We start from the raw sequence: 18,067 nt of genomic DNA on the forward strand, positions 1-18,067 counted from the left end.
CCCCCGAGCCCTCACTCGCCTGTCCCCCGACCCCGTCGTTCTCCACCGTCAGCACCACACACCCGTCCCCCACCCGCACCCGGACCCCGCACCACCCCGCATCCCCGTGCCGCAGCACATTGGTGGTCGCCTCCCTGACCACCCACCCGAGCGCCGACTGCACCTCGCCCGGCAGTCCTACCGCCGACCCGGTCACCTCGCAGGAGATGCCGGCGGCCGTCAACACGCCCTGTGCGCCCAGGAGTTCCGTGCCGAGGTCGGCCTCCCGATACCCCCGTACGACATCCCGTACCTCCCGCTGCGACTCGCGCGCGATCCGCTGCACCTCGATCATCTGGTCGACGGCCTCGGGGCGTTCGCGGCGGGCGAGCTGGACCGCCAGTTCGCTCTTGAGGGCGATCACCGCGAGGTTGCGGCCCATCACGTCGTGCAGGTCGCGGCCGAACCGGAGGCGCTCCTCGGCGACGGCGAGGCGGGCCCGGGTCTCGCGGGCCTCGTCGAGTTCGTACACGACCTTGAGCAGCCAGACCGAGAGGGCGCTGGTGAAGGTGATGAACCCGGCGGTGAACAGCACCACGCCGCCCGTGAAGAAGGCTTCGTTCGCCGGGAAACCCACCAGGAGGGACATGGCGACCGAGCCGACGGCCAGGCCGGTGACCATCGCCAGCATCCGCCTCCGGCCGCTGATCCCGAGGGTGATGCTGCCCGCGCCGAAGCACACCACCCCGATGAACAGCGAGGCCGCGCCGGTCTCCAGCTCGTCGCCGCCCTCCCAGTGCCTGCCCAGGAAGAGGGCGCCGGTCCCGATCAGCGCGGTGACGGCGCCGAGCACGGCCAGCAGCCGTACGGGCTGTTCCCGGGTCCCGCAGATCCAGTCCAGCGCCCGGGAGGCGGTGACCGCGCTCAGCACGGCGTGCGCGCACACCAGCAGCGACAGCCAGAGCGCGAGCCGCAGGTCCAGCAGCCCCAGCACGGGCAGCCCGATCGCGCTGACCTCGACGAAGGCGATCATGTGGAACGTCCAGCGGGTGTACGTCTCCACCTTGGCCGGCGTGCTCTTGCGCCGCCACCAGCTCCCGGGCCTGCGCATGTCCTGTGCTCCCCGTCCCGTCAGTGCCGAGGTTCCCAGCGGAACCACCGTCGTACAGCAAACACCGACAACACGGTCCAGGCCAGGCCGGTCAGTACGGCGCCCAGGGCCTCGTACGCCGACAGGTCACCGGTCCAGGCGCCGCGTACGAGGGTGATCGCGGGCGTCAGCGGGAGCAACTCGCAGAAGGACGCGAGCCGTTCGGGCAGCACCTCCAGCGGGACGGTGATCCCGGAGCCGAGGAACGAGACCAGCATCAGCGGCAGCGAGGTGACCTGCGCGCTCTCGGTGGTCCGGCTGAGCGTGGCGGTGAGCGCGGCCAGCGCCACACAGATCGCCAGGCCCAACAGCAGCCCGATGAGCGCGAGTTGGGGCGCGGGCGGCATGCCAAGATCGAGCATGACGGCACAGCCGAGAGCCAGCAGCACACTCTGTACGAAGCCTGTCACGACCGCCGGGAGCGCCGCCCCGGTGAGTATCTCGACGTCGCGCAGCTCGCCGGTGCGCAGCCGCTTGAGGACGAGTTCCTCGCGCCGGGCGGTGTAGACGCCGACGAGGGCCGCGTACACGGCGAACAGCAGCGAGAAGCCGACCGAGGCGGGCAGGATGACCGTGCCCGCACTGAGCCCGGTCTCCTTCAGGTCCATCCCGTCGGAGGCGGACCACACGCTGAACGGCAGCACCAGCGGCACGAACAGGGCCGCGACGAGCGTCCCCTTGTTCCGCAGGAAGAGCGTGGCCTCGGCCCGCGCCAGCGCCCGCATCCGCCCCGCCGGAGTGGTCCTGCTCTCCGTCGTACCGGCATCACCGACGTCACCGACGCCATCGACAACCGTACTCACGCGACACGCTCCTCGACCACGGTGGAACCCTGGGTGTCCGCGGACGCCTCCCGCGCGATCCGCAGGAACGCCTCCTCCAGCGACGCCGACCGCACGTCAAGACCCCGCAGCTCGACCCCGGCCTCCTCGGCCCACACCAGCAACCGCGTTGCCGCGAGCTGGAGTTGGTGGGTGCGCAGCCGTACGACGCGCCCCTCCTCCTCGTACCCGCTCACGCCGAGCGAGCCGAGCGGCGGCAGGTCGCCCACGAAGTACCCGAGGGGCAGTTCGAAGGAGATCCGGGACGGCTGCGAGGCGGTCACCTCGGCGGGCGTACCGGCGGCGGCGATGCGCCCCTCGTGCAGGATGGCGAGCCGGTCGGCGAGATCCTCGGCCTCCTCCAGGTAGTGCGTGGTGAGCAGTACGGTCGTCCCGCCGGCCTGCAGTTCCCGTACCAACTCCCAGGTGTCGCGCCGCCCTTCGGCGTCGAGACCGGTCGTCGGTTCGTCGAGGAACAGCACCTCGGGGTTGCCGAGGAGAGCGAGCGCGAGGTCGAGCCGCCGCCGTTCGCCGCCGGACAGCTGCTTCACCCGTACGCCGGTCCGCCGCTCAAGGCCGACGAGCGCGAGCGCCTCCGCCTCGGGGCGTGCGCCGCTCGTGCAGCCGGCCCACATCCGCGCGGTCTCGCCGACGGTCAGGTCGGACGGAAAGCCGCCCTCCTGGAGCATGACGCCGGTGCGCGGCCGTACGGCGGCCCGCTCGGTGTAGGGATCGTGGCCCAGCACCCGCACCTTGCCCCCGGCGGGCGGCGCGAGGCCCTCCAGCAGTTCGACGGTCGACGTCTTGCCCGCGCCGTTCGTGCCGAGCAGGGCGAAGATCTCCCCGCGGCCCACGGAGAAGGACACCCCGCGCACCGCCTCGAACCCGCCCCCGTACACACGCCGCAGGTCAGTGACCTCAATCACGTGTCCGTGTTCGTTGGTTTCCATGACTTCAGCTTCCCGGCCGGGAGGCGGGGTCGGCAGTGCGTGGTGTCATCACTGCACATGACAAATGTCAGACGTAGAGGAAACGTGCACACGAAGAAGACCCCGGTCCGATGGACCGGGGTCTTGATCTGGAGCGGACGACCAGGTTCGAACTGGCGACCTCAACCTTGGCAAGGTTGCGCTCTACCAACTGAGCTACGTCCGCATTGCCTCCAGCCAGCTTTCACTGACTGGCGCGAGCACCAGCGTACCTGATCGACAAGACCGACCAGACCGGCGATGCAGAGCGGGTGACAGGAATTGCACACTGCGCCTTCCCCCTGGAAGGAGGATGTTCTGCTACTGAACTACACCCGCAAGCCTCCGTGAGCCGGGCCTTTCGGCCTTGCCCCTCGGCGTGCTCCAGACTCTAGCTGATCAGCAGGGGGGCAACGCAAGTCGGTTGCGCCGAGGGGCTCCTGAGGCACTACTGGCCTGCCACCCGCCGCCTACTGGGCGGCGGTGAAGGCCTCGTACACCTTCTTGGGGATACGACCGCGAGTCGGCACGTCCATCTTGTTGGCGAGGGCCCAGGCCCGCACCGCCGAGGGGTCGGGCGCGACCTCCGTCTGCTTGTACGCCTTGCCGGAGCGCGACCGCTTGCGACCGGCCTCCACGTACGGCTCCAGGGCCTTACGCAGTTTCTTGGCATTGGTTTGATTCAGGTCGATCTCGTACGACTTGCCGTCGAGTCCGAAGGCGATCGTTTCCGCCGCTTCCGAGCCGTCGATGTCGTCTGAGAGTGTGACCACGACACGCTGAGCCACGAATATCGGTCCCTTCGTACGGCTGTTATTGGGCAAAGTATCGGCTTTTGCCTTTTCCTTTGTACAGTGCCCGGCATTGCAATGGGAAGCCCGACTAAATCTGCCCGCGTGTCTCCCTGCAATAGACATCCTGGGGCCGAACTCGGATCTTTCCCAGAATTTTTGGCGATGACCCCGCTCTGATACCGGATCGTGATGCCTGCCACACGGCCGTCCGTAGTTTCCTACTAATCTACCCGCGTAGAAATTTTGTGCGGGTAGTCTGAACCCACCTGTAGGAACCTCGCCAGGGACCTTGCTCAGCACCACAACACCGGGAGTGCCAGTGGCACGCGTCGTAGTCGACGTCATGCTCAAGCCGGAGATCCTCGACCCCCAGGGCCAGGCGGTGCAGCGTGCACTGCCGCGTCTCGGTTTCGAAGGTGTCTCCGACGTACGTCAGGGAAAGCGATTCGAACTGGAAGTTGACGGACCGGTGGACGACGCCGCGCTCGCCCGCATCCATGATCTTGCGGAATCCTTCCTCGCCAACACCGTGATCGAGGACTTCACCGTGAAGGTGGAGGAGATGGTGGGGGAAGAGAAGTGACTGCTCGTATTGGAGTCGTCACCTTTCCGGGTTCGCTGGACGACCGGGACACTCAGCGCGCGATCCGTCTGGCGGGTGCCGAGCCGGTAGCACTCTGGCACAAGGACAAGGACCTCAAGCAGGTCGACGCGGTGGTTCTGCCGGGCGGTTTCTCGTACGGCGACTATCTGCGCGCGGGTGCCATCTCCCGTTTCTCGCCGGTGATGGAGTCGGTCATCGAGCAGGCGAAGTCGGGCCTGCCGGTTCTCGGCATCTGCAACGGCTTCCAGATCCTCACCGAGGCGCACCTCCTCCCGGGCGCGATGCTCGGCAACAACCACCTGCACTTCATCTGCCGCGACCAGAAGCTGCGGGTGGAGAACGCGGACACCGCCTGGACGGCTGATTACGAGGCCGGCCAGGAGATCCACATCCCGCTGAAGAACATGGACGGCCGGTACGTCGCCGACCAGCACACGCTGGACGAGCTGGAGGCCGAGGGCCGGGTCGCGTTCCGTTACGTCGACTTCAACCCGAACGGGTCACTGAACGACATCGCGGGCATCACCAACGCCGCCGGGAACGTCGTGGGCCTCATGCCGCACCCGGAGCACGCGGTCGAGCCGCTGATCGGCTCCGGCCGCACCGACGGCCTCCCCTTCTTCACCTCGATCCTCAAGAAGCTGGTCAACGCATGAGCCGGACGCCTCTGGACACGGTCGAGCACGCGGCCGAGACCCCCGACGTCGAGCTGCCCTGGGCCGAACTCGGCCTGAAGAAGGACGAGTACGAGAAGGTCGTCGAGATCCTCGGCCGCCGTCCGACGGGCGCCGAGCTGGCGATGTACTCGGTGATGTGGTCCGAGCACTGCAGCTACAAGTCCTCCAAGGTCCACCTGCGCCAGTTCGGCGAGAAGGCCCCGCACTCCGACGCCCTGCTCGTCGGCATCGGCGAGAACGCGGGCGTGGTCGACGTAGGCCAGGGCTACGCGGTCACCTTCAAGGTCGAGTCGCACAACCACCCTTCCTACGTGGAGCCTTACCAGGGCGCGGCCACGGGCGTAGGCGGCATCGTGCGCGACATCATCGCGATGGGCGCGAGGCCGGTAGCTGTGGTGGACCCCCTCCGTTTCGGCGCGGCGGACCACCCGGACACCAAGCGCGTCCTCCCGGGCGTGGTCGCGGGCATCGGCGGCTACGGCAACTGTCTGGGCCTCCCGAACATCGGCGGCGAGGTCGTCTTCGACGCCTGCTACCAGGGGAACCCGCTGGTCAACGCCGGTGCGATCGGCGTGATGCGGCACGAGGACATCCACCTGGCGAAGGCGTCGGGCGCGGGCAACAAGGTCATCCTGTACGGGGCCCGTACGGGCGGCGACGGCATCGGCGGCGCGTCGATCCTCGCCTCGGAGACCTTCGACGACGCGAAGCCGTCGAAGCGCCCCGCGGTGCAGGTGGGCGACCCCTTCCAGGAGAAGCTGCTCATCGAGTGCACGCTCGAAGCCTTCAAGGAGAAGCTGGTCGTCGGCATCCAGGACCTGGGCGCGGCGGGCCTGTCGTGCGCGACAAGCGAGTTGGCGTCGAACGGCTCGGGCGGCATGCGCGTGACCCTGGACGACGTACCGCTCCGCGACTCGACGCTCTCGCCCGAGGAAATCCTCATGAGCGAGTCGCAGGAACGCATGTGCGCGGTCGTGGAGCCGGAGAAGGTGGACCGGTTCCTGGAGATCTGCGACAAGTGGGATGTCATCGCGACGGTGATCGGTGAGGTCACCGACGGCGACCGCCTCGAAATCTTCTGGCACGGCGGCAAGATCGTCGACGTCGACCCGCGTACGGTCGCGCACGACGGCCCGGTCTACGAGCGCCCGTACGCCCGCCCGGACTGGCAGGACGCCCTCCAGGCGGACGACGCCAACAAGCTTGCGCGCCCGACGACTTCGGAGGACCTGAAGGCACAGGTCGTCCAGCTGGTCTCCTCCCCCAACCAAGCCTCCAAGTCCTGGATCACCTCCCAGTACGACCACTTCGTGCAGGGCAACACGGTGTTGGCCCAGCCCGAGGACTCCGGGATGATCCGCGTCGACGAGGCGACCGGCCTCGGTGTGGCCATCGCGACGGACGGCAACGGCCGCTACGCCAAGCTGGACCCGTACGCGGGTGCCCAGTTGGCGCTGTCGGAGGCGTACCGGAACGTGGCGACGACGGGCGCGAAGCCCCTCGCCGTGTCGGACTGCCTGAACTTCGGTTCGCCCGAAGACCCGGCGGTGATGTGGCAGTTCGCGGAGGCGGTACGTGGACTCGCGGACGCCTGCCAGCAGTTGGGGACGCCGGTGACGGGCGGCAACGTCTCGCTCTACAACCAGACGGGTGACGTCGCCATCCACCCGACGCCGGTGGTAGCGGTCCTGGGCGTGATCGACGACGTCGCCCGCCGCACCCCCGTCGCCTTCCAGGAGGAGGGGCAGCTGCTGTACCTCCTCGGGGACACGCGCGAGGAGTTCGGCGGCTCGGCGTGGTCGCAGGTCGTGCACGACCACCTCGGTGGCCTGCCTCCGAAGGTCGACCTGGAGCGCGAGCGCCTGCTGGCGGAAATCCTTATCTCGGCCTCCCGCGACGGCATGATCGACTCGGCGCACGACCTGTCGGACGGCGGTCTGATCCAGGCGGTCGTGGAGTCGGCGCTGCTGGGCGAGAAGGGCGCGCGTCTGGTCGTACCGGACGGCCTCGACGCCTTCACCCTCCTCTTCTCGGAGTCGGCGGGCCGCGCGCTGGTCGCGATCCCGCGCTCGGAGGAGCTGCGCTTCAACGACATGTGCGGGGCGCGGGGCCTGCCGGTGACCCGGATCGGCGTCGTGGACGGCGATTCGGTGGAACTGCAGGGCGAGTTCACGCTGACGCTGGCGGAGCTGCGCGAGGCACACGAGGGGACGATTCCGGCGCTGCTGGCGTAGTCGGCGGCGGGATCAACTCGGTTGGCTGAGGCCCCCGTTCGGACAGCTGTCCGAACGGGGGCCTCTCCGCGCGCGGGCTCAGGACGGGCGTACCGGCAGGGTGACGGTCGCCGGTCGCAGCCCCTCCGCGCTCGCCGTGAGGGTGAGGTGGCCCGGGGTCTTGGCCGGGCGGAGGATCGCGATGGCGCGGCCGTGCCAGGTGTGGCGGTAGATGCCGGGGGTCGGAGTACCAGCGGCTGTTCTGCCCGCTGCTTGCGATACCGGCAGACCCCGCCGACCGTGTACCCGGTCGAGCCGCCGTTCTGACTGCGCCGGGGGTCGAACGGGCCGATCACTGTCGGACGTTTCGAACTCCTTCGCCGACATGCGTGCGCCCGTTGCCAACCGTCACGCCGTACCTACCGTGGTTCGTCATCGGGATACGTGAAGACATACACGCCCCAGTCCGTCAGCAACTGGTACCCCAGCCGCTGGTAAAGGGCGTTGCTCGTCGGGTTGTTCGGGTCCGTGTACAGCACGACGTCCGTGGCGCCCGCCGCCAGCGCCGCCCGGGTCACCTCGGCCGTCGCGGCAGCCGCGTAACCGTGTCCGCGCAGGTGGGCCGGGGTGTAGACGGGGTCCACCCGGACCTGGCCGCCGACCAGGGGGTTCACGCCCGCCATGGAGACGGGGGTGCCGTCCGGGGTCTCCCAGTAGGTGTAGGTCTTCTCGGCGAAGCGGGTGCCGGCCCAGGTGTCGGCGTCGATGGTGACGTCCTCACCGAAGAACTCCGCTGCCTCACGGCACCACTGCATCAGGTGCTCGTGGTCCGCCTCGCCCACGGGCCGGCCCCGTCCCGCCGGTACCGGCTGCGGCGGGGTGAGTGTGCCGAGGCGGTACAGGTGGATCCGGGTGCGGAAGGTGGACGTCGAGCCCGTGTGCCGCTGCCAGGCCTCGGCGAAGGTCGTGGCGGTGTCGATCACCGCGCTGACGCCGGGCGGGCGTTGCCCCACCGCGACCAGGTGGGCGGCGAGCCCGTCGGCCTGGTCGTAGGTGAGGGGAGTGACGCTCAGGAGCCTCTCCGGGGTGAGCCGGAAGAAGGCGGCGGTTACCTCGCCGCCCTCCTCCAGCCGGCCGAAGACGGGGTCCTGGGCGACGCTCGCGCCGGGCCCGTTCGTGCGCACCTGCTCGATGGTCGTCAGGGTGGTGGTGTGCAGAGCGGGCCTTGAGCGGAGGAACTCCCCGGCCCGGTCGCAGAATTCATGGACGTCTTCGGTGAGGTGCCAGCCATCCGATCGCATGGTTCATGATTTCGGCTCCACGTGATCACCGGCAACGCGATTGTTCACGCCGAGGCGCAGGCCGCGCACGTGTACGTGGACCGGCCCGGCCCGGTGCCCTGGTCGACGGTGGACACCGCGACCAGCGGTGCGTTGCCGGGCTGCTGGCAGCGGGCGCAGATGTTGGTCTGGTGCAGGCACTGCGAACACATCCGGCCGGTGTTCTCCAGGGTGCCGTAGCGCAGGAACGGGGCGCGGCCGACCTTGCAGATGTCGCAGAGGGGCTCGGTCACGACCCTGGCGGTGACGTCGCCGGCCCGGCACTGACGTTCGGTGCAGTCGGCAAGACGAACCCAGAGGATGTCGTCCTCGCCGTCGCCCTCCGGGTAACCGGAGCCGACCTGCACGACGACACCCTCGACGGACTCGGGCGCGGCACGTCTGCCGAGGGCGGGCGGGACGTAGGAGATGCCTTGGACCTGGTCGCCCACGGCGAAGGGCTGAGGGGTTGTCATGGGGACAACGGTTCCCTCGTTCCAGCGGCGACGCAATCGAACGTAGAAATTCCACGAGAACTGGCAAATGCCGGAAAGTTGGCATGTGGCTGCGCAAGGACGGAAGTGACTGTCACACTCGGTGCACAGGCCGTGACTTGGCGGGCACAGGGCGTCAAGTGGCAGGCATAGTCGTACTGTTGGCGGGCATGACCGCAGAAGGGGCGGGCACGGTGGCAACGAAGACGGGGCCGACGATCCGGCGGATGCAACTCGGTCAGGAGCTGCGGAGGCTGCGCCAGAACGCCCTTCGGGATGACGGCGAAGGCAACGGCATGACGTTGGCGCAGGCGGTGAAGGGGCTCGGGTTCACGGAGTCGAAGCTGTACCGCGTGGAGAACGGCCTGACGGGTCTGCCCAAGGTCCAGGACCTGAAGGAACTCCTCGACCGGTACGGGGTGACCGATCCGGACGACGTCGAGTTCCTGCTGGAGATCCACAAGAACTCGCTGCACCGGGGGTGGTGGTCGCCGTACCGGAGCCTGATGCCTTCGGGGTTCGGCATGAGCGTGGGGCTGGAGGGCGACGCCAAGATCCTGCGCGTCTACCAACCGGACGTGGTGTACGGGCTGTTCCAGACGCAGGCGTACATGCGGGCCCAGTTCGAGGTCGCCAAGCCGGTGGACGAACGCACCACGGAGTTCGTCGAGCGGAACATCGAGATCCGTATGCGCCGCAAGGAAGCGATCACGCGCTCCGACCGGCCGGTGGAGGTGCACGCGATCCTCGAAGAGGCCGTGCTGCGCCGGGTGTTCGGTGACGTGGACGTCATGCGTGAGCAGTACGAACACCTGGCTGAACTCGCCGCGCTGGATCACGTGACCGTGCAGATCCTGCCGATGGCCGAGCCCGTCTACCGGGCCAGGGACAACTTCGTCCTCATGGAGTTCGAGCCGCCCCTGCCCCGGGTGGTCAGCATGGACATCCAGGACACGGTGAGTCTCACGGACAAGGACACGGACATCTGGAGGTACGCCCGCAGGTTCGATGTCATGCGGGCCGGAGCCCCCGGACCTCGGGAAACCTCAGGCGTCCTCGAACGACTAGCACAAGAGATGGAACAGAGATGAGCACCCACCACGGCGTCTGGTTCAAGTCCTCGTACAGCAGCGAAGCGGGGGGCAACTGCGTAGAAGTAGCCCCCCTGACCCCCACCCACATAGGCATCCGAGACTCCAAGCACCCCGCCGGAGGCCCCACCCTCCTCCTCCCCCCAAAAGCCTTCACCGCCCTCCTCACCCACCTCCGGAGCTGACGCCCCCCATGCCCCCCGCCAGAAAACCAAAACCCCGCACCTACGACCCCGCCAAAACCCGCGGAGCGGTCCTCACCCAGTACGCCAACATCCGCACCGCCGCCCTCACCCTCACCCCCGCCCAACTCGCCCTCCCCACCCGCCTCGGCGACTGGACCGTCCGCGATCTGGTCGCCCACATCACGATGGCCGTCGGCAGCGTCAACCGTGCCCTCGGTCAGGACGAGCCCGCGAAGGCCGACATCAGTGTCGTCGACTACCCCTCCGCCACCGCCGCCTTCGCCGAGGCCATCGCGGCGGGCAGTCACGCACTCGCCGAGCGCACCCCCGACCTCAACACCCTCCTCACCGACACCGAGGAACACCTCACCGAACTCCTCGAAGGCGTCGCCGACACCCGCGTCCTCGCGGTGCGCGTCGGCGCAGTCACCCTCACCGACTTCCTCGTCACCCGCACCGTCGAACTGGTCGTCCACACCGACGACCTGAACGACGCCGTCCCGGGACTCGACATCCCGTACGACCGCCAGGCCCTCGCCACCTGCACCCGTCTCCTCGCCGACGCCCTCGCCGCGAAGGCCCCCGGCGGCTCGACGGAGGTGCGCGTCCCGCCGTACGCCGTCGTGCAGTGCGTCGAGGGACCGAGGCACACCCGTGGCACCCCGCCCAACGTCGTCGAGACCGACCCGCTCACCTGGATCCGCCTCGCCACCGGCCGGCTCACCTGGACCGACGCCCTCGACAAGGCCCAGGTCAGCGCGAGCGGCGAACGCGCCGACCTCGGCGAACTGCTCCCCCTCATGTCCTGACGCCGAAAAGCAGCCGGACGGGAACCGCCCACCCGCCCCTTCCGTCCCAACGGCATGACAACGCAGCAGCGCGCGAAGGCGCGGCGACTCACGAGCGTGAGCCTCGGCATCCTGACCCTGACCGTGCTCCCCCTCGCCGCGGCCTGCGGCAGCGAGAAGGACGGCGGCGGCAGCCAGACCATCGGGACGGGAGCCGGGACATCGGATGTCACCGGTGTCCGCTGGACCGTCGACGACCTCACCCTCGACGGGAAGAAGTCCGAGGCCCCTTCCAGTGCCTGGCTGAAGATCGACAAGAACGGCAAGGTCAGCGGCAACCTCGGCTGCAACGGCTTCGGCGCCCAGGCCACCGTCGACGGTACCGAGGTCTCCTTCGCGCAGTTCCTGTCCACCGACATGGCCTGCGGAAACGACCCGATGACCTTCGAGAGCAACTTCTCCAAGGCGCTCAGGGACGGCACTCTCACCGCCAAGTCCACCGAGACCGCCAAGAGCACCCAGCAGCTCACCCTCACCACCAGGGCCGGCGCCACCATCCACCTCACCGAGGAGAAGGCCGCCCCCCTCTACGCCACCAAGTGGACGATCACGACACTCGGTGCCACCAGCGACAGCAGCGACACCGGGGACAGCAGCGGCACCGGCACTGACGACAGTCAGGCCGTCTCCCCGCTCCCCTCCTCCGCCGACGCCTACCTCGTCCTCGACCAGGAGAAGGGGACCGTCACCGGCAAGGCTGGGTGCAACAACGTTTCTGCCGATGCGACCGTCAGCGACGGCACTATCACTTTCGGCAGCCCGTCGACCACCCGAAGGATGTGCGACGCCTCACTCATGCAGGCGGAGAAGAAACTCCTCGGCCTCTTCGACGGAACGGCGACGTACAAGATCGACCACCGCACCCTCTCTCTGACCAGCGCAAACGGCACCACAGTCAGCGCGACGGCCGCCGACTGAGCCCCTACCGCAGCCGACGGCCCCGCACGGCCCCCGAGTCACAGTCCGGTTCCCTAATTCGGACCAGTGGTCGATCTCGCCTACACTCGGTGCCGTGCCACGTGGTGACGGTCGACTCAGTCATGATCTGCTCCCCGGCGAGAAAGGCCCTCAGGACGCTTGCGGCGTCTTCGGGGTCTGGGCCCCCGGCGAAGAGGTCGCCAAGCTCACTTACTTCGGGCTCTACGCCCTACAGCATCGAGGCCAGGAATCCGCGGGTATCGCGGTCAGCAACGGCTCGAAGATCCTCGTCTTCAAGGACATGGGCCTTGTCTCCCAGGTCTTCGACGAGACCTCGCTCGGCGCCCTCAAGGGTCATATCGCGGTCGGTCACGCCCGCTACTCGACCACCGGCGCCTCCACCTGGGAGAACGCCCAGCCGACGTTCCGCGCGACCGGCCACGGCTCCATCGCCCTCGGCCACAACGGCAACCTCGTCAACACGGCTCAGCTCGCCGAGATGGTCGCCGACCTGCCCAAGCAGCACGACGGCCGCACCCCGCGCGTCGCCGCGACCAACGACACCGATCTGCTGACGGCCCTCCTGGCCGCCCAGAACGACGACGACGGCAAGCCCCTCACCATCGAGGAGGCCTCCGCGCGGATACTCCCGCAGATCAAGGGCGCCTTCTCCCTCGTCTTCATGGACGAGAACACGCTCTACGCCGCCCGCGACCCGCAGGGCATCCGCCCGCTGGTCCTCGGCCGGCTGGAGCGCGGCTGGGTCGTCGCCTCCGAGTCCGCCGCCCTCGACATCTGCGGCGCCGCCTACGTCCGCGAGATCGAGCCGGGCGAGTTCGTCGCCATCGACGAGAACGGCCTGCGAACCTCCCGATTCGCGGAAGCGAAGCCCAAGGGCTGTGTCTTCGAGTACGTCTATCTCGCCCGCCCCGACACCGACATCGCCGGCCGGAACGTCTACCTCTCCCGCGTGGAGATGGGTCGAAAACTGGCCAAGGAAGCCCCGGTCGAGGCCGACCTGGTGATAGCGACCCCGGAATCCGGCACCCCGGCGGCCATCGGCTACGCGGAGGCCTCCGGAATCCCGTTCGGCGCCGGTCTGGTCAAGAACGCGTACGTCGGACGTACGTTCATCCAGCCCTCCCAGACCATCCGCCAGCTCGGTATCCGGCTCAAGCTGAACCCGCTGAAGGAAGTCATCAAGGGCAAGCGGCTGGTCGTCGTCGACGACTCGATCGTGCGCGGCAACACCCAGCGCGCCCTCGTCCGCATGCTCCGGGAGGCCGGCGCCGCCGAGGTCCACATCCGGATCTCGTCCCCGCCCGTCAAGTGGCCCTGCTTCTTCGGCATCGACTTCGCGACCCGCGCCGAGCTGATCGCCAACGGCATGACCATCGACGAGATCGGCACCTCGCTCGGCGCCGACTCCCTCTCGTACATCTCCCTCGACGGCATGATCGAGGCGACCACCATCGCCAAGCCGAACCTGTGCCGCGCCTGCTTCGACGGCGAGTACCCGATGGAACTCCCGGACCCCGAACTGCTCGGCAAGCAGCTCCTGGAGACCGAGCTGGCCGCGGGTCCCGCAGCCACGGCCGCGGCCGACGCGATCCGTCGCCCGTAAGCAGCCGCAAGAGCAGCCGTAAGACCTGCTCCACGAGCAGTACGACACGAAAGTTCTCACCCTCATGTCTGAGACCACTGGGACCCCTGGTGCCAGCTACGCAGCCGCAGGCGTCGACATCGAAGCGGGCGACCGCGCCGTCGAGCTGATGAAGGAGTGGGTGAAGAAGACGCAGCGCCCCGAGGTCCTCGGTGGCCTCGGCGGCTTCGCCGGCCTCTTCGACGCCTCCGCCCTCAAGCGCTACGAGCGCCCGCTGCTCGCCTCCGCGACCGACGGCGTCGGCACGAAGGTCGACATCGCCCGGCAGCTCGGCGTGTACGACACCATCGGCCACGACCTGGTCGCCATGGTGATGGACGACATCGTGGTGTGCGGCGCCGAGCCGCTCTTCATGACCGACTACATCTGCGTCGGCAAGGTGCACCCCGAGCGCGTCGCCGCGATCGTCAAGGGCATCGCCGAGGGCTGCGTACTGGCCGGATGCGCTCTGGTCGGCGGCGAGACGGCCGAACACCCGGGCCTCCTCGGTCCGGACGACTTCGACGTCGCCGGCGCCGGTACGGGCGTCGTGGAGGCCGACCGGCTGCTGGGCGCGGATCGTATCCGTACGGGTGACGCGGTGATCGCCATGGCGGCCTCCGGGCTTCACTCGAACGGGTACTCGCTGGTCCGGCATGTGCTGCTGAAGCAGGGCGGACTGTCCCTGGACGCGCACATCGAGGAGTTCGGGCGCACCCTCGGCGAGGAACTCCTCGTACCCACCAAGATCTACTCGCTGGACTGCCTGGCCCTCACCCGCACCACCGACGTGCACGCCTACTCGCACATCACCGGCGGCGGTCTGGCGGCCAACCTGGCCCGGGTGATCCCGGACACCCTCCACGCGATCGTCGACCGCTCCACCTGGACCCCGGACCCGGTTTTTGACCTGGTCGGCAGGACGGGCGCGGTAGAACGCCTGGAACTGGAAAAGACCCTGAACATGGGCGTAGGCATGATCGCCATCGTCCCCGAGGACTCGGCGGACGCAGCCCTGACCACCCTGGCGGACAGGGGAGTCGAGGCCTGGGTGGCAGGCGAAATCACCGAACGAGCCGACCACAAGACGGGCGCAGAGCTGGTAGGTGACTACGCAAGCAACTAAGCGGCCAGGGAACGGCCAGGGGACGGCCAGGCGGCGCAGCCGCCGGCCGTCAGGGGCGCGGGGAACGGCGCGAGAAACCACAACGTACCCGCACCCGCCAAACCCACAGCACCCCCCGCCCCACTGGGCGCCCCCGCCCAACCCAAGTGGAACGGCAACGCACCAGAACCCGGTCCGGCTAAACGCCCCGGACCGGGAGAGGTGCAGCTGATGCCTACAAGTACAGGATCTGTGTCGACATGTTCAGCGCGCCGCAGGCAGACGTAAGACGTCAAGCCCCACGGCGTTGTTGCGACGAGGGGCCTGAGGACTGGTCGTCCTCATCCTCATCGTCGTCGTTGTACAGATCCGCGTACTGAGCGTACGGGTCGTCTTCTTCCTCGTCGTCGTCCTCGAACGGCTCGCCATTCGGCGGCTGGCTCGAAGTCGAAGCGCCCAGCTCATTGGCCAGACGCGAGAGGTCAGTCCCGCCGCTGCTGTACTTCAGCTGGCGGGCGACCTTCGTCTGCTTGGCCTTTGCCCGGCCGCGCCCCATGGCTCGACCCCCTCGGATACGGGGCTCGGTGGCCCCAGAGTCTTGACACGCGTTCATGATCTGGAACGGGCTCTCCGCAGAGAGACCGGTCCGTAGGGCTTCCACGGTACCTGAGCCCACGCCCATACGGTACGTCGCCCGCAGCACGTGCCTGTGCACAGAACCCGCGAGGCGCCCTGTCCCCGCTGGTCAACCGCGATTTTAACCACTTCTTGGCAGCCGACCCGCCGACGGGGGTGAGAGTTCTCTCCAACACCCCGCCGGCAGGTACCTCCGGGCTCCGCGGACCTACCGCTTCCGCCGGGCCTCCGCCATCCGCTGCTCGGCGATCCGGTCGGCCGCGGCGGCCGGCGGAATCCCGTCCGCCTTCGCACGTGCGAATATGGCCAGCGTGGTGTCGTAGATCCCGGCCGCCTTCGCCCTGCACCGCTCGAAGTCGAACCCGTGCAGTTCGTCGGCCACCTGGATCACGCCACCGGCGTTCACGACGTAGTCGGGCGCGTAGAGGATCCCGCGGTCCGCGAGGTCCTTCTCGACACCGGGGTGCGAGAGCTGGTTGTTGGCCGCGCCGCACACGATCTCGGCGGTCAGCACCGGCACGGTGTCGTCGTTGAGGGCCCCGCCGAGTGCGCAGGGGGCGTAGACGGACAGCCCGTCGACCCGGATCAGCTCGTCGGTGTCCGCGACGGCCAGGACCTTGTCATGCCGCTCGGTGATCCGTCGTACGGCGTCCTCGCGCACGTCGGTGACGAAGACCTCGGCGCCCTCGGCCACCAGGTGCTCGACGAGGTGGTGCCCGACCTTGCCGACGCCCGCGATGCCGATCCGCTTGGCGCGCAGCGACGGATCGCCCCACAGGTGCTGAGCGGAGGCCCGCATCCCCTGGTAGACGCCGAAGGCGGTCAGCACGGACGAGTCGCCGGCGCCGCCGTTCTCCGGGGACCGCCCGGTCGTCCAGCGGCACTCGCGCGCGACGACATCCATGTCGGCCACGTAGGTGCCGACGTCGCACGCGGTGACGTACCGCCCGCCGAGCGAGGCCACGAACCGGCCGTAGGCGAGGAGCAGTTCCTCGCTCTTGAGGGTGTCCGGGTCGCCGATGATCACGGCCTTGCCGCCGCCGTGGTCGAGACCGGCCATGGCGTTCTTGTACGACATCCCGCGCGCGAGGTTCAGCGCGTCGGCGACGGCCTCCGCCTCGCTCGCGTACGGGTAGAAGCGGGTACCGCCGAGCGCGGGGCCCAGGGCGGTGGAGTGGATGGCGATGACGGCCTTGAGGCCGGAGGGCCGGTCCTGGCAGAGCACGACTTGCTCATGACCCCCCTGGTCCGAGTGGAACAGGGTGTGCAGTACATCAGCAGACGCGCCGGTTACGTCGGTCACTGTGGTGACTCCAGGGTAAGTAGCGGCGGTTGGGGCCGGTGCCCGTACGGGTGGCGGGCTTCCGTGGGCATGAGAGTAAAGCCCCTTACCGGCCTCCGTACGCCATCCGTCCGCGCAGTGCCGAGGATCACCCACCGGTGGCACGGGACCGTACGACGGTTTGCATAATTTTCCCGTGCTGCTGTCTGCGGGTTCGGCTCGTCACGTGGGTTTTCCTGGTCGTCCAGGGGGGAGGGAGCAGGCGTGCCCAAGGTGTCCTCGGTGATCGTTCCGTACGCGGCCTACTTGCGCGTCTACGAGCCGCTGGCGGCGTTTCCGGAGCCGGAGCGCGGCCACTGGGCGCGCTACGCCCGGCGGCCCGACCGGCCCTCGTACCAGGACGAACTGCGCCGCTCCCTGGCCGACCTGCTGCCCACGCCGCCGGTCGCGGTGCCGGTGCACGAGAGCGCCGACGCGTTCGTGACCGAGGTCGACGGCGTGCTGTGCGTCTGCCCCTGGCGGACCCGGCTGCGCGGCTGGCAGGCGCTCGGAGAGCTGGCCGGGGAGCTGCCCCTGCCGGTGCTGGACGCCGTCCTGCCGCCCCTCGTGCGCGACCAGGCGACCCAGGACTACGAGCGCTGGCTGGCCCGCAACCCGGACGCCCGTCCCTGGATCCGCACGGCGACCTGGCAGGTGCCGCTGAACTGGTTCGTGCTGGTCACGGACGAGGAGCGGGAGTACGCCAAGGGCTCGGGCGCCGACGGCGGGGTGCCGCCCGTGCTGCGCTACCGGACGCCCATGGTGCAGGCGCGGCGGCGGGTGGCGCGGGGGCTGCGGACCCTGCGGGACAGCCTCGACGAGGGGCCGCTGATCGACGGTCTGGTGGACGTGGGGCGCTGGCTGGAGGAGTTCCATCCGCGGTCGCTGGTCGAGCTGGACTACGGCGGGCTCGTGCATGTGCTGCCGGCCGGTGATCTGGCGGGCGACCACTCGGCGGCGGACGTGGCGGCGGGCATCGAGGCGCTGCGCGAGGGGGACGGCGAGGCGGCCGGGGAGGCGTACGGGCGGCTCGTGGAGCGGTGGCGTGCGGTGCGGGACCGGCGGCAGGCGAACTGACGGTTCGTCAAAAAAAGGACTCCCTGGAACGTGAGTTCCATTTGTATGGGACGCTCTTGGGGCTGCCGTGGGACGTAGGTCCCGATCCGGGCGTTTGTGTCAAGCGTGACGGACCGCACGTACAGGTGGCTTGCGTCCCTTGCCCCTCCTCGTGCCAAAATAGGACAAGGAGTCCGGGGGAGGCTCTATCTGCCCAGCTATGGGTGGAATCTCGGCATTGCGCGC

Annotated in this window: 19 protein-coding genes and 2 tRNA genes; 10 read left to right on the forward strand and 11 right to left on the reverse strand. The window is 68.8% G+C overall.

Features of this window, described 5'->3' with window-relative positions; translation table 11 throughout:
* The 6 genes from CW359_RS40275 to CW359_RS40300 form a co-directional block, all read right to left on the reverse strand.
* Nucleotides 1–1,090: sensor histidine kinase (locus CW359_RS40275; protein ID WP_105975214.1), on the reverse strand; the 1,090-nt coding region annotated here is incomplete at its 3' end.
* Nucleotides 1,091–1,110: 20 nt separating this feature from the next.
* The gene (locus CW359_RS40280; RefSeq protein ID WP_105975251.1) at nucleotides 1,111–1,854 is read right to left on the reverse strand and encodes an ABC transporter permease; all 744 of its coding nucleotides are present in this window, start codon (nucleotides 1,852–1,854) and stop codon (nucleotides 1,111–1,113) included.
* A gap of 74 nt (nucleotides 1,855–1,928) precedes the next feature.
* On the reverse strand, nucleotides 1,929–2,900 hold the full coding sequence (locus tag CW359_RS40285) for an ABC transporter ATP-binding protein (protein ID WP_105975215.1): 972 nt from the start codon (nucleotides 2,898–2,900) through the stop codon (nucleotides 1,929–1,931).
* 129 nt (nucleotides 2,901–3,029) lie between these two features.
* A tRNA-Gly gene (locus tag CW359_RS40290) sits at nucleotides 3,030–3,105 on the reverse strand.
* A gap of 80 nt (nucleotides 3,106–3,185) precedes the next feature.
* A tRNA-Gly gene (locus CW359_RS40295) sits at nucleotides 3,186–3,257 on the reverse strand.
* A 131-nt stretch (nucleotides 3,258–3,388) separates the two neighbouring features.
* On the reverse strand, nucleotides 3,389–3,706 hold the full coding sequence (locus CW359_RS40300) for a histone-like nucleoid-structuring protein Lsr2 (RefSeq protein ID WP_105975216.1): 318 nt from the start codon (nucleotides 3,704–3,706) through the stop codon (nucleotides 3,389–3,391).
* Nucleotides 3,707–4,031: 325 nt separating this feature from the next.
* Between CW359_RS40300 and purS the strand changes: the two genes are divergently transcribed.
* The 3 genes from purS to purL are packed head-to-tail and all read left to right on the forward strand — an operon-like array spanning nucleotide 4,032 to nucleotide 7,227.
* On the forward strand, nucleotides 4,032–4,295 hold the full coding sequence (gene purS / locus CW359_RS40305; protein WP_006377276.1) for a phosphoribosylformylglycinamidine synthase subunit PurS: 264 nt from the start codon (nucleotides 4,032–4,034) through the stop codon (nucleotides 4,293–4,295).
* A complete protein-coding gene (gene purQ, locus CW359_RS40310) occupies nucleotides 4,292–4,972 on the forward strand; it encodes a phosphoribosylformylglycinamidine synthase subunit PurQ (protein ID WP_105975217.1) in 681 nt (226 codons plus the stop codon). The genes purS and purQ overlap by 4 nt, the downstream gene beginning before the upstream one ends.
* Entirely contained in the window at nucleotides 4,969–7,227 is a 2,259-nt protein-coding gene (purL, locus tag CW359_RS40315) for a phosphoribosylformylglycinamidine synthase subunit PurL (protein WP_105975218.1), read from the forward strand. The genes purQ and purL overlap by 4 nt, the downstream gene beginning before the upstream one ends.
* A 78-nt stretch (nucleotides 7,228–7,305) precedes the next feature.
* On the opposite strand, the gene CW359_RS47730 is transcribed toward purL, so the two are convergent.
* Genes CW359_RS47730 through CW359_RS40330 form a run of 3 tightly spaced genes read right to left on the reverse strand, consistent with a single transcriptional unit; the run spans nucleotide 7,306 to nucleotide 9,001 of the window.
* A complete protein-coding gene (locus CW359_RS47730; RefSeq protein WP_105975219.1) occupies nucleotides 7,306–7,593 on the reverse strand; it encodes a hypothetical protein in 288 nt (95 codons plus the stop codon).
* Nucleotides 7,594–7,625: 32 nt separating this feature from the next.
* The gene (locus tag CW359_RS40325; RefSeq protein ID WP_105975220.1) at nucleotides 7,626–8,507 is read right to left on the reverse strand and encodes a GNAT family N-acetyltransferase; all 882 of its coding nucleotides are present in this window, start codon (nucleotides 8,505–8,507) and stop codon (nucleotides 7,626–7,628) included.
* 44 nt (nucleotides 8,508–8,551) lie between these two features.
* Complete coding sequence (locus CW359_RS40330; protein WP_105975221.1) at nucleotides 8,552–9,001, reverse strand: hypothetical protein; 450 nt, start codon at nucleotides 8,999–9,001, stop codon at nucleotides 8,552–8,554.
* Between the two features lie 188 nt (nucleotides 9,002–9,189).
* On the opposite strand from CW359_RS40330, the gene CW359_RS40335 reads away from it, so the two are divergent.
* The 6 genes from CW359_RS40335 (at nucleotide 9,190) to purM (ending at nucleotide 14,829) form a co-directional block, all read left to right on the forward strand.
* Nucleotides 9,190–10,110, forward strand: coding sequence for a helix-turn-helix domain-containing protein (locus CW359_RS40335; protein ID WP_198655565.1), 921 nt, complete (start codon nucleotides 9,190–9,192; stop codon nucleotides 10,108–10,110).
* Nucleotides 10,107–10,295, forward strand: coding sequence for a DUF397 domain-containing protein (locus CW359_RS40340; protein ID WP_105975223.1), 189 nt, complete (start codon nucleotides 10,107–10,109; stop codon nucleotides 10,293–10,295). The genes CW359_RS40335 and CW359_RS40340 overlap by 4 nt, the downstream gene beginning before the upstream one ends.
* A gap of 8 nt (nucleotides 10,296–10,303) precedes the next feature.
* Nucleotides 10,304–11,104 carry a maleylpyruvate isomerase family mycothiol-dependent enzyme gene (locus tag CW359_RS40345; protein WP_105975224.1) on the forward strand — a complete coding sequence of 267 codons (801 nt, stop codon included), beginning with the start codon at nucleotides 10,304–10,306 and terminating at the stop codon, nucleotides 11,102–11,104.
* A gap of 54 nt (nucleotides 11,105–11,158) precedes the next feature.
* Complete coding sequence (locus CW359_RS40350; protein ID WP_105975225.1) at nucleotides 11,159–12,061, forward strand: META domain-containing protein; 903 nt, start codon at nucleotides 11,159–11,161, stop codon at nucleotides 12,059–12,061.
* A gap of 94 nt (nucleotides 12,062–12,155) precedes the next feature.
* On the forward strand, nucleotides 12,156–13,685 hold the full coding sequence (gene purF / locus CW359_RS40355; protein WP_105975226.1) for an amidophosphoribosyltransferase: 1,530 nt from the start codon (nucleotides 12,156–12,158) through the stop codon (nucleotides 13,683–13,685).
* Nucleotides 13,686–13,749: 64 nt separating this feature from the next.
* Nucleotides 13,750–14,829, forward strand: coding sequence for a phosphoribosylformylglycinamidine cyclo-ligase (purM, locus tag CW359_RS40360; protein WP_105975227.1), 1,080 nt, complete (start codon nucleotides 13,750–13,752; stop codon nucleotides 14,827–14,829).
* Between the two features lie 271 nt (nucleotides 14,830–15,100).
* Here the strand turns inward: purM and CW359_RS40365 are convergent, their stop codons facing one another.
* Nucleotides 15,101–15,364: a DUF3073 domain-containing protein gene (locus CW359_RS40365; RefSeq protein ID WP_105975228.1), complete on the reverse strand. Its 264-nt coding sequence runs from the start codon at nucleotides 15,362–15,364 to the stop codon at nucleotides 15,101–15,103.
* A gap of 288 nt (nucleotides 15,365–15,652) precedes the next feature.
* Nucleotides 15,653–16,747, reverse strand: a complete 1,095-nt coding sequence (locus CW359_RS40370; protein WP_105975229.1) for a Leu/Phe/Val dehydrogenase — start codon at nucleotides 16,745–16,747, stop codon at nucleotides 15,653–15,655.
* A 243-nt stretch (nucleotides 16,748–16,990) separates the two neighbouring features.
* Here CW359_RS40370 and CW359_RS40375 point away from each other — a divergent pair, with 243 nt between their 5' ends.
* Nucleotides 16,991–17,842, forward strand: a complete 852-nt coding sequence (locus tag CW359_RS40375) for a DUF8083 family protein (protein WP_105975230.1) — start codon at nucleotides 16,991–16,993, stop codon at nucleotides 17,840–17,842.
* Nucleotides 17,843–18,067: the final 225 nt, after the last annotated feature.

Source organism: Streptomyces geranii, assembly GCF_002954775.1.
GTDB lineage: Bacteria > Actinomycetota > Actinomycetes > Streptomycetales > Streptomycetaceae > Streptomyces > Streptomyces geranii.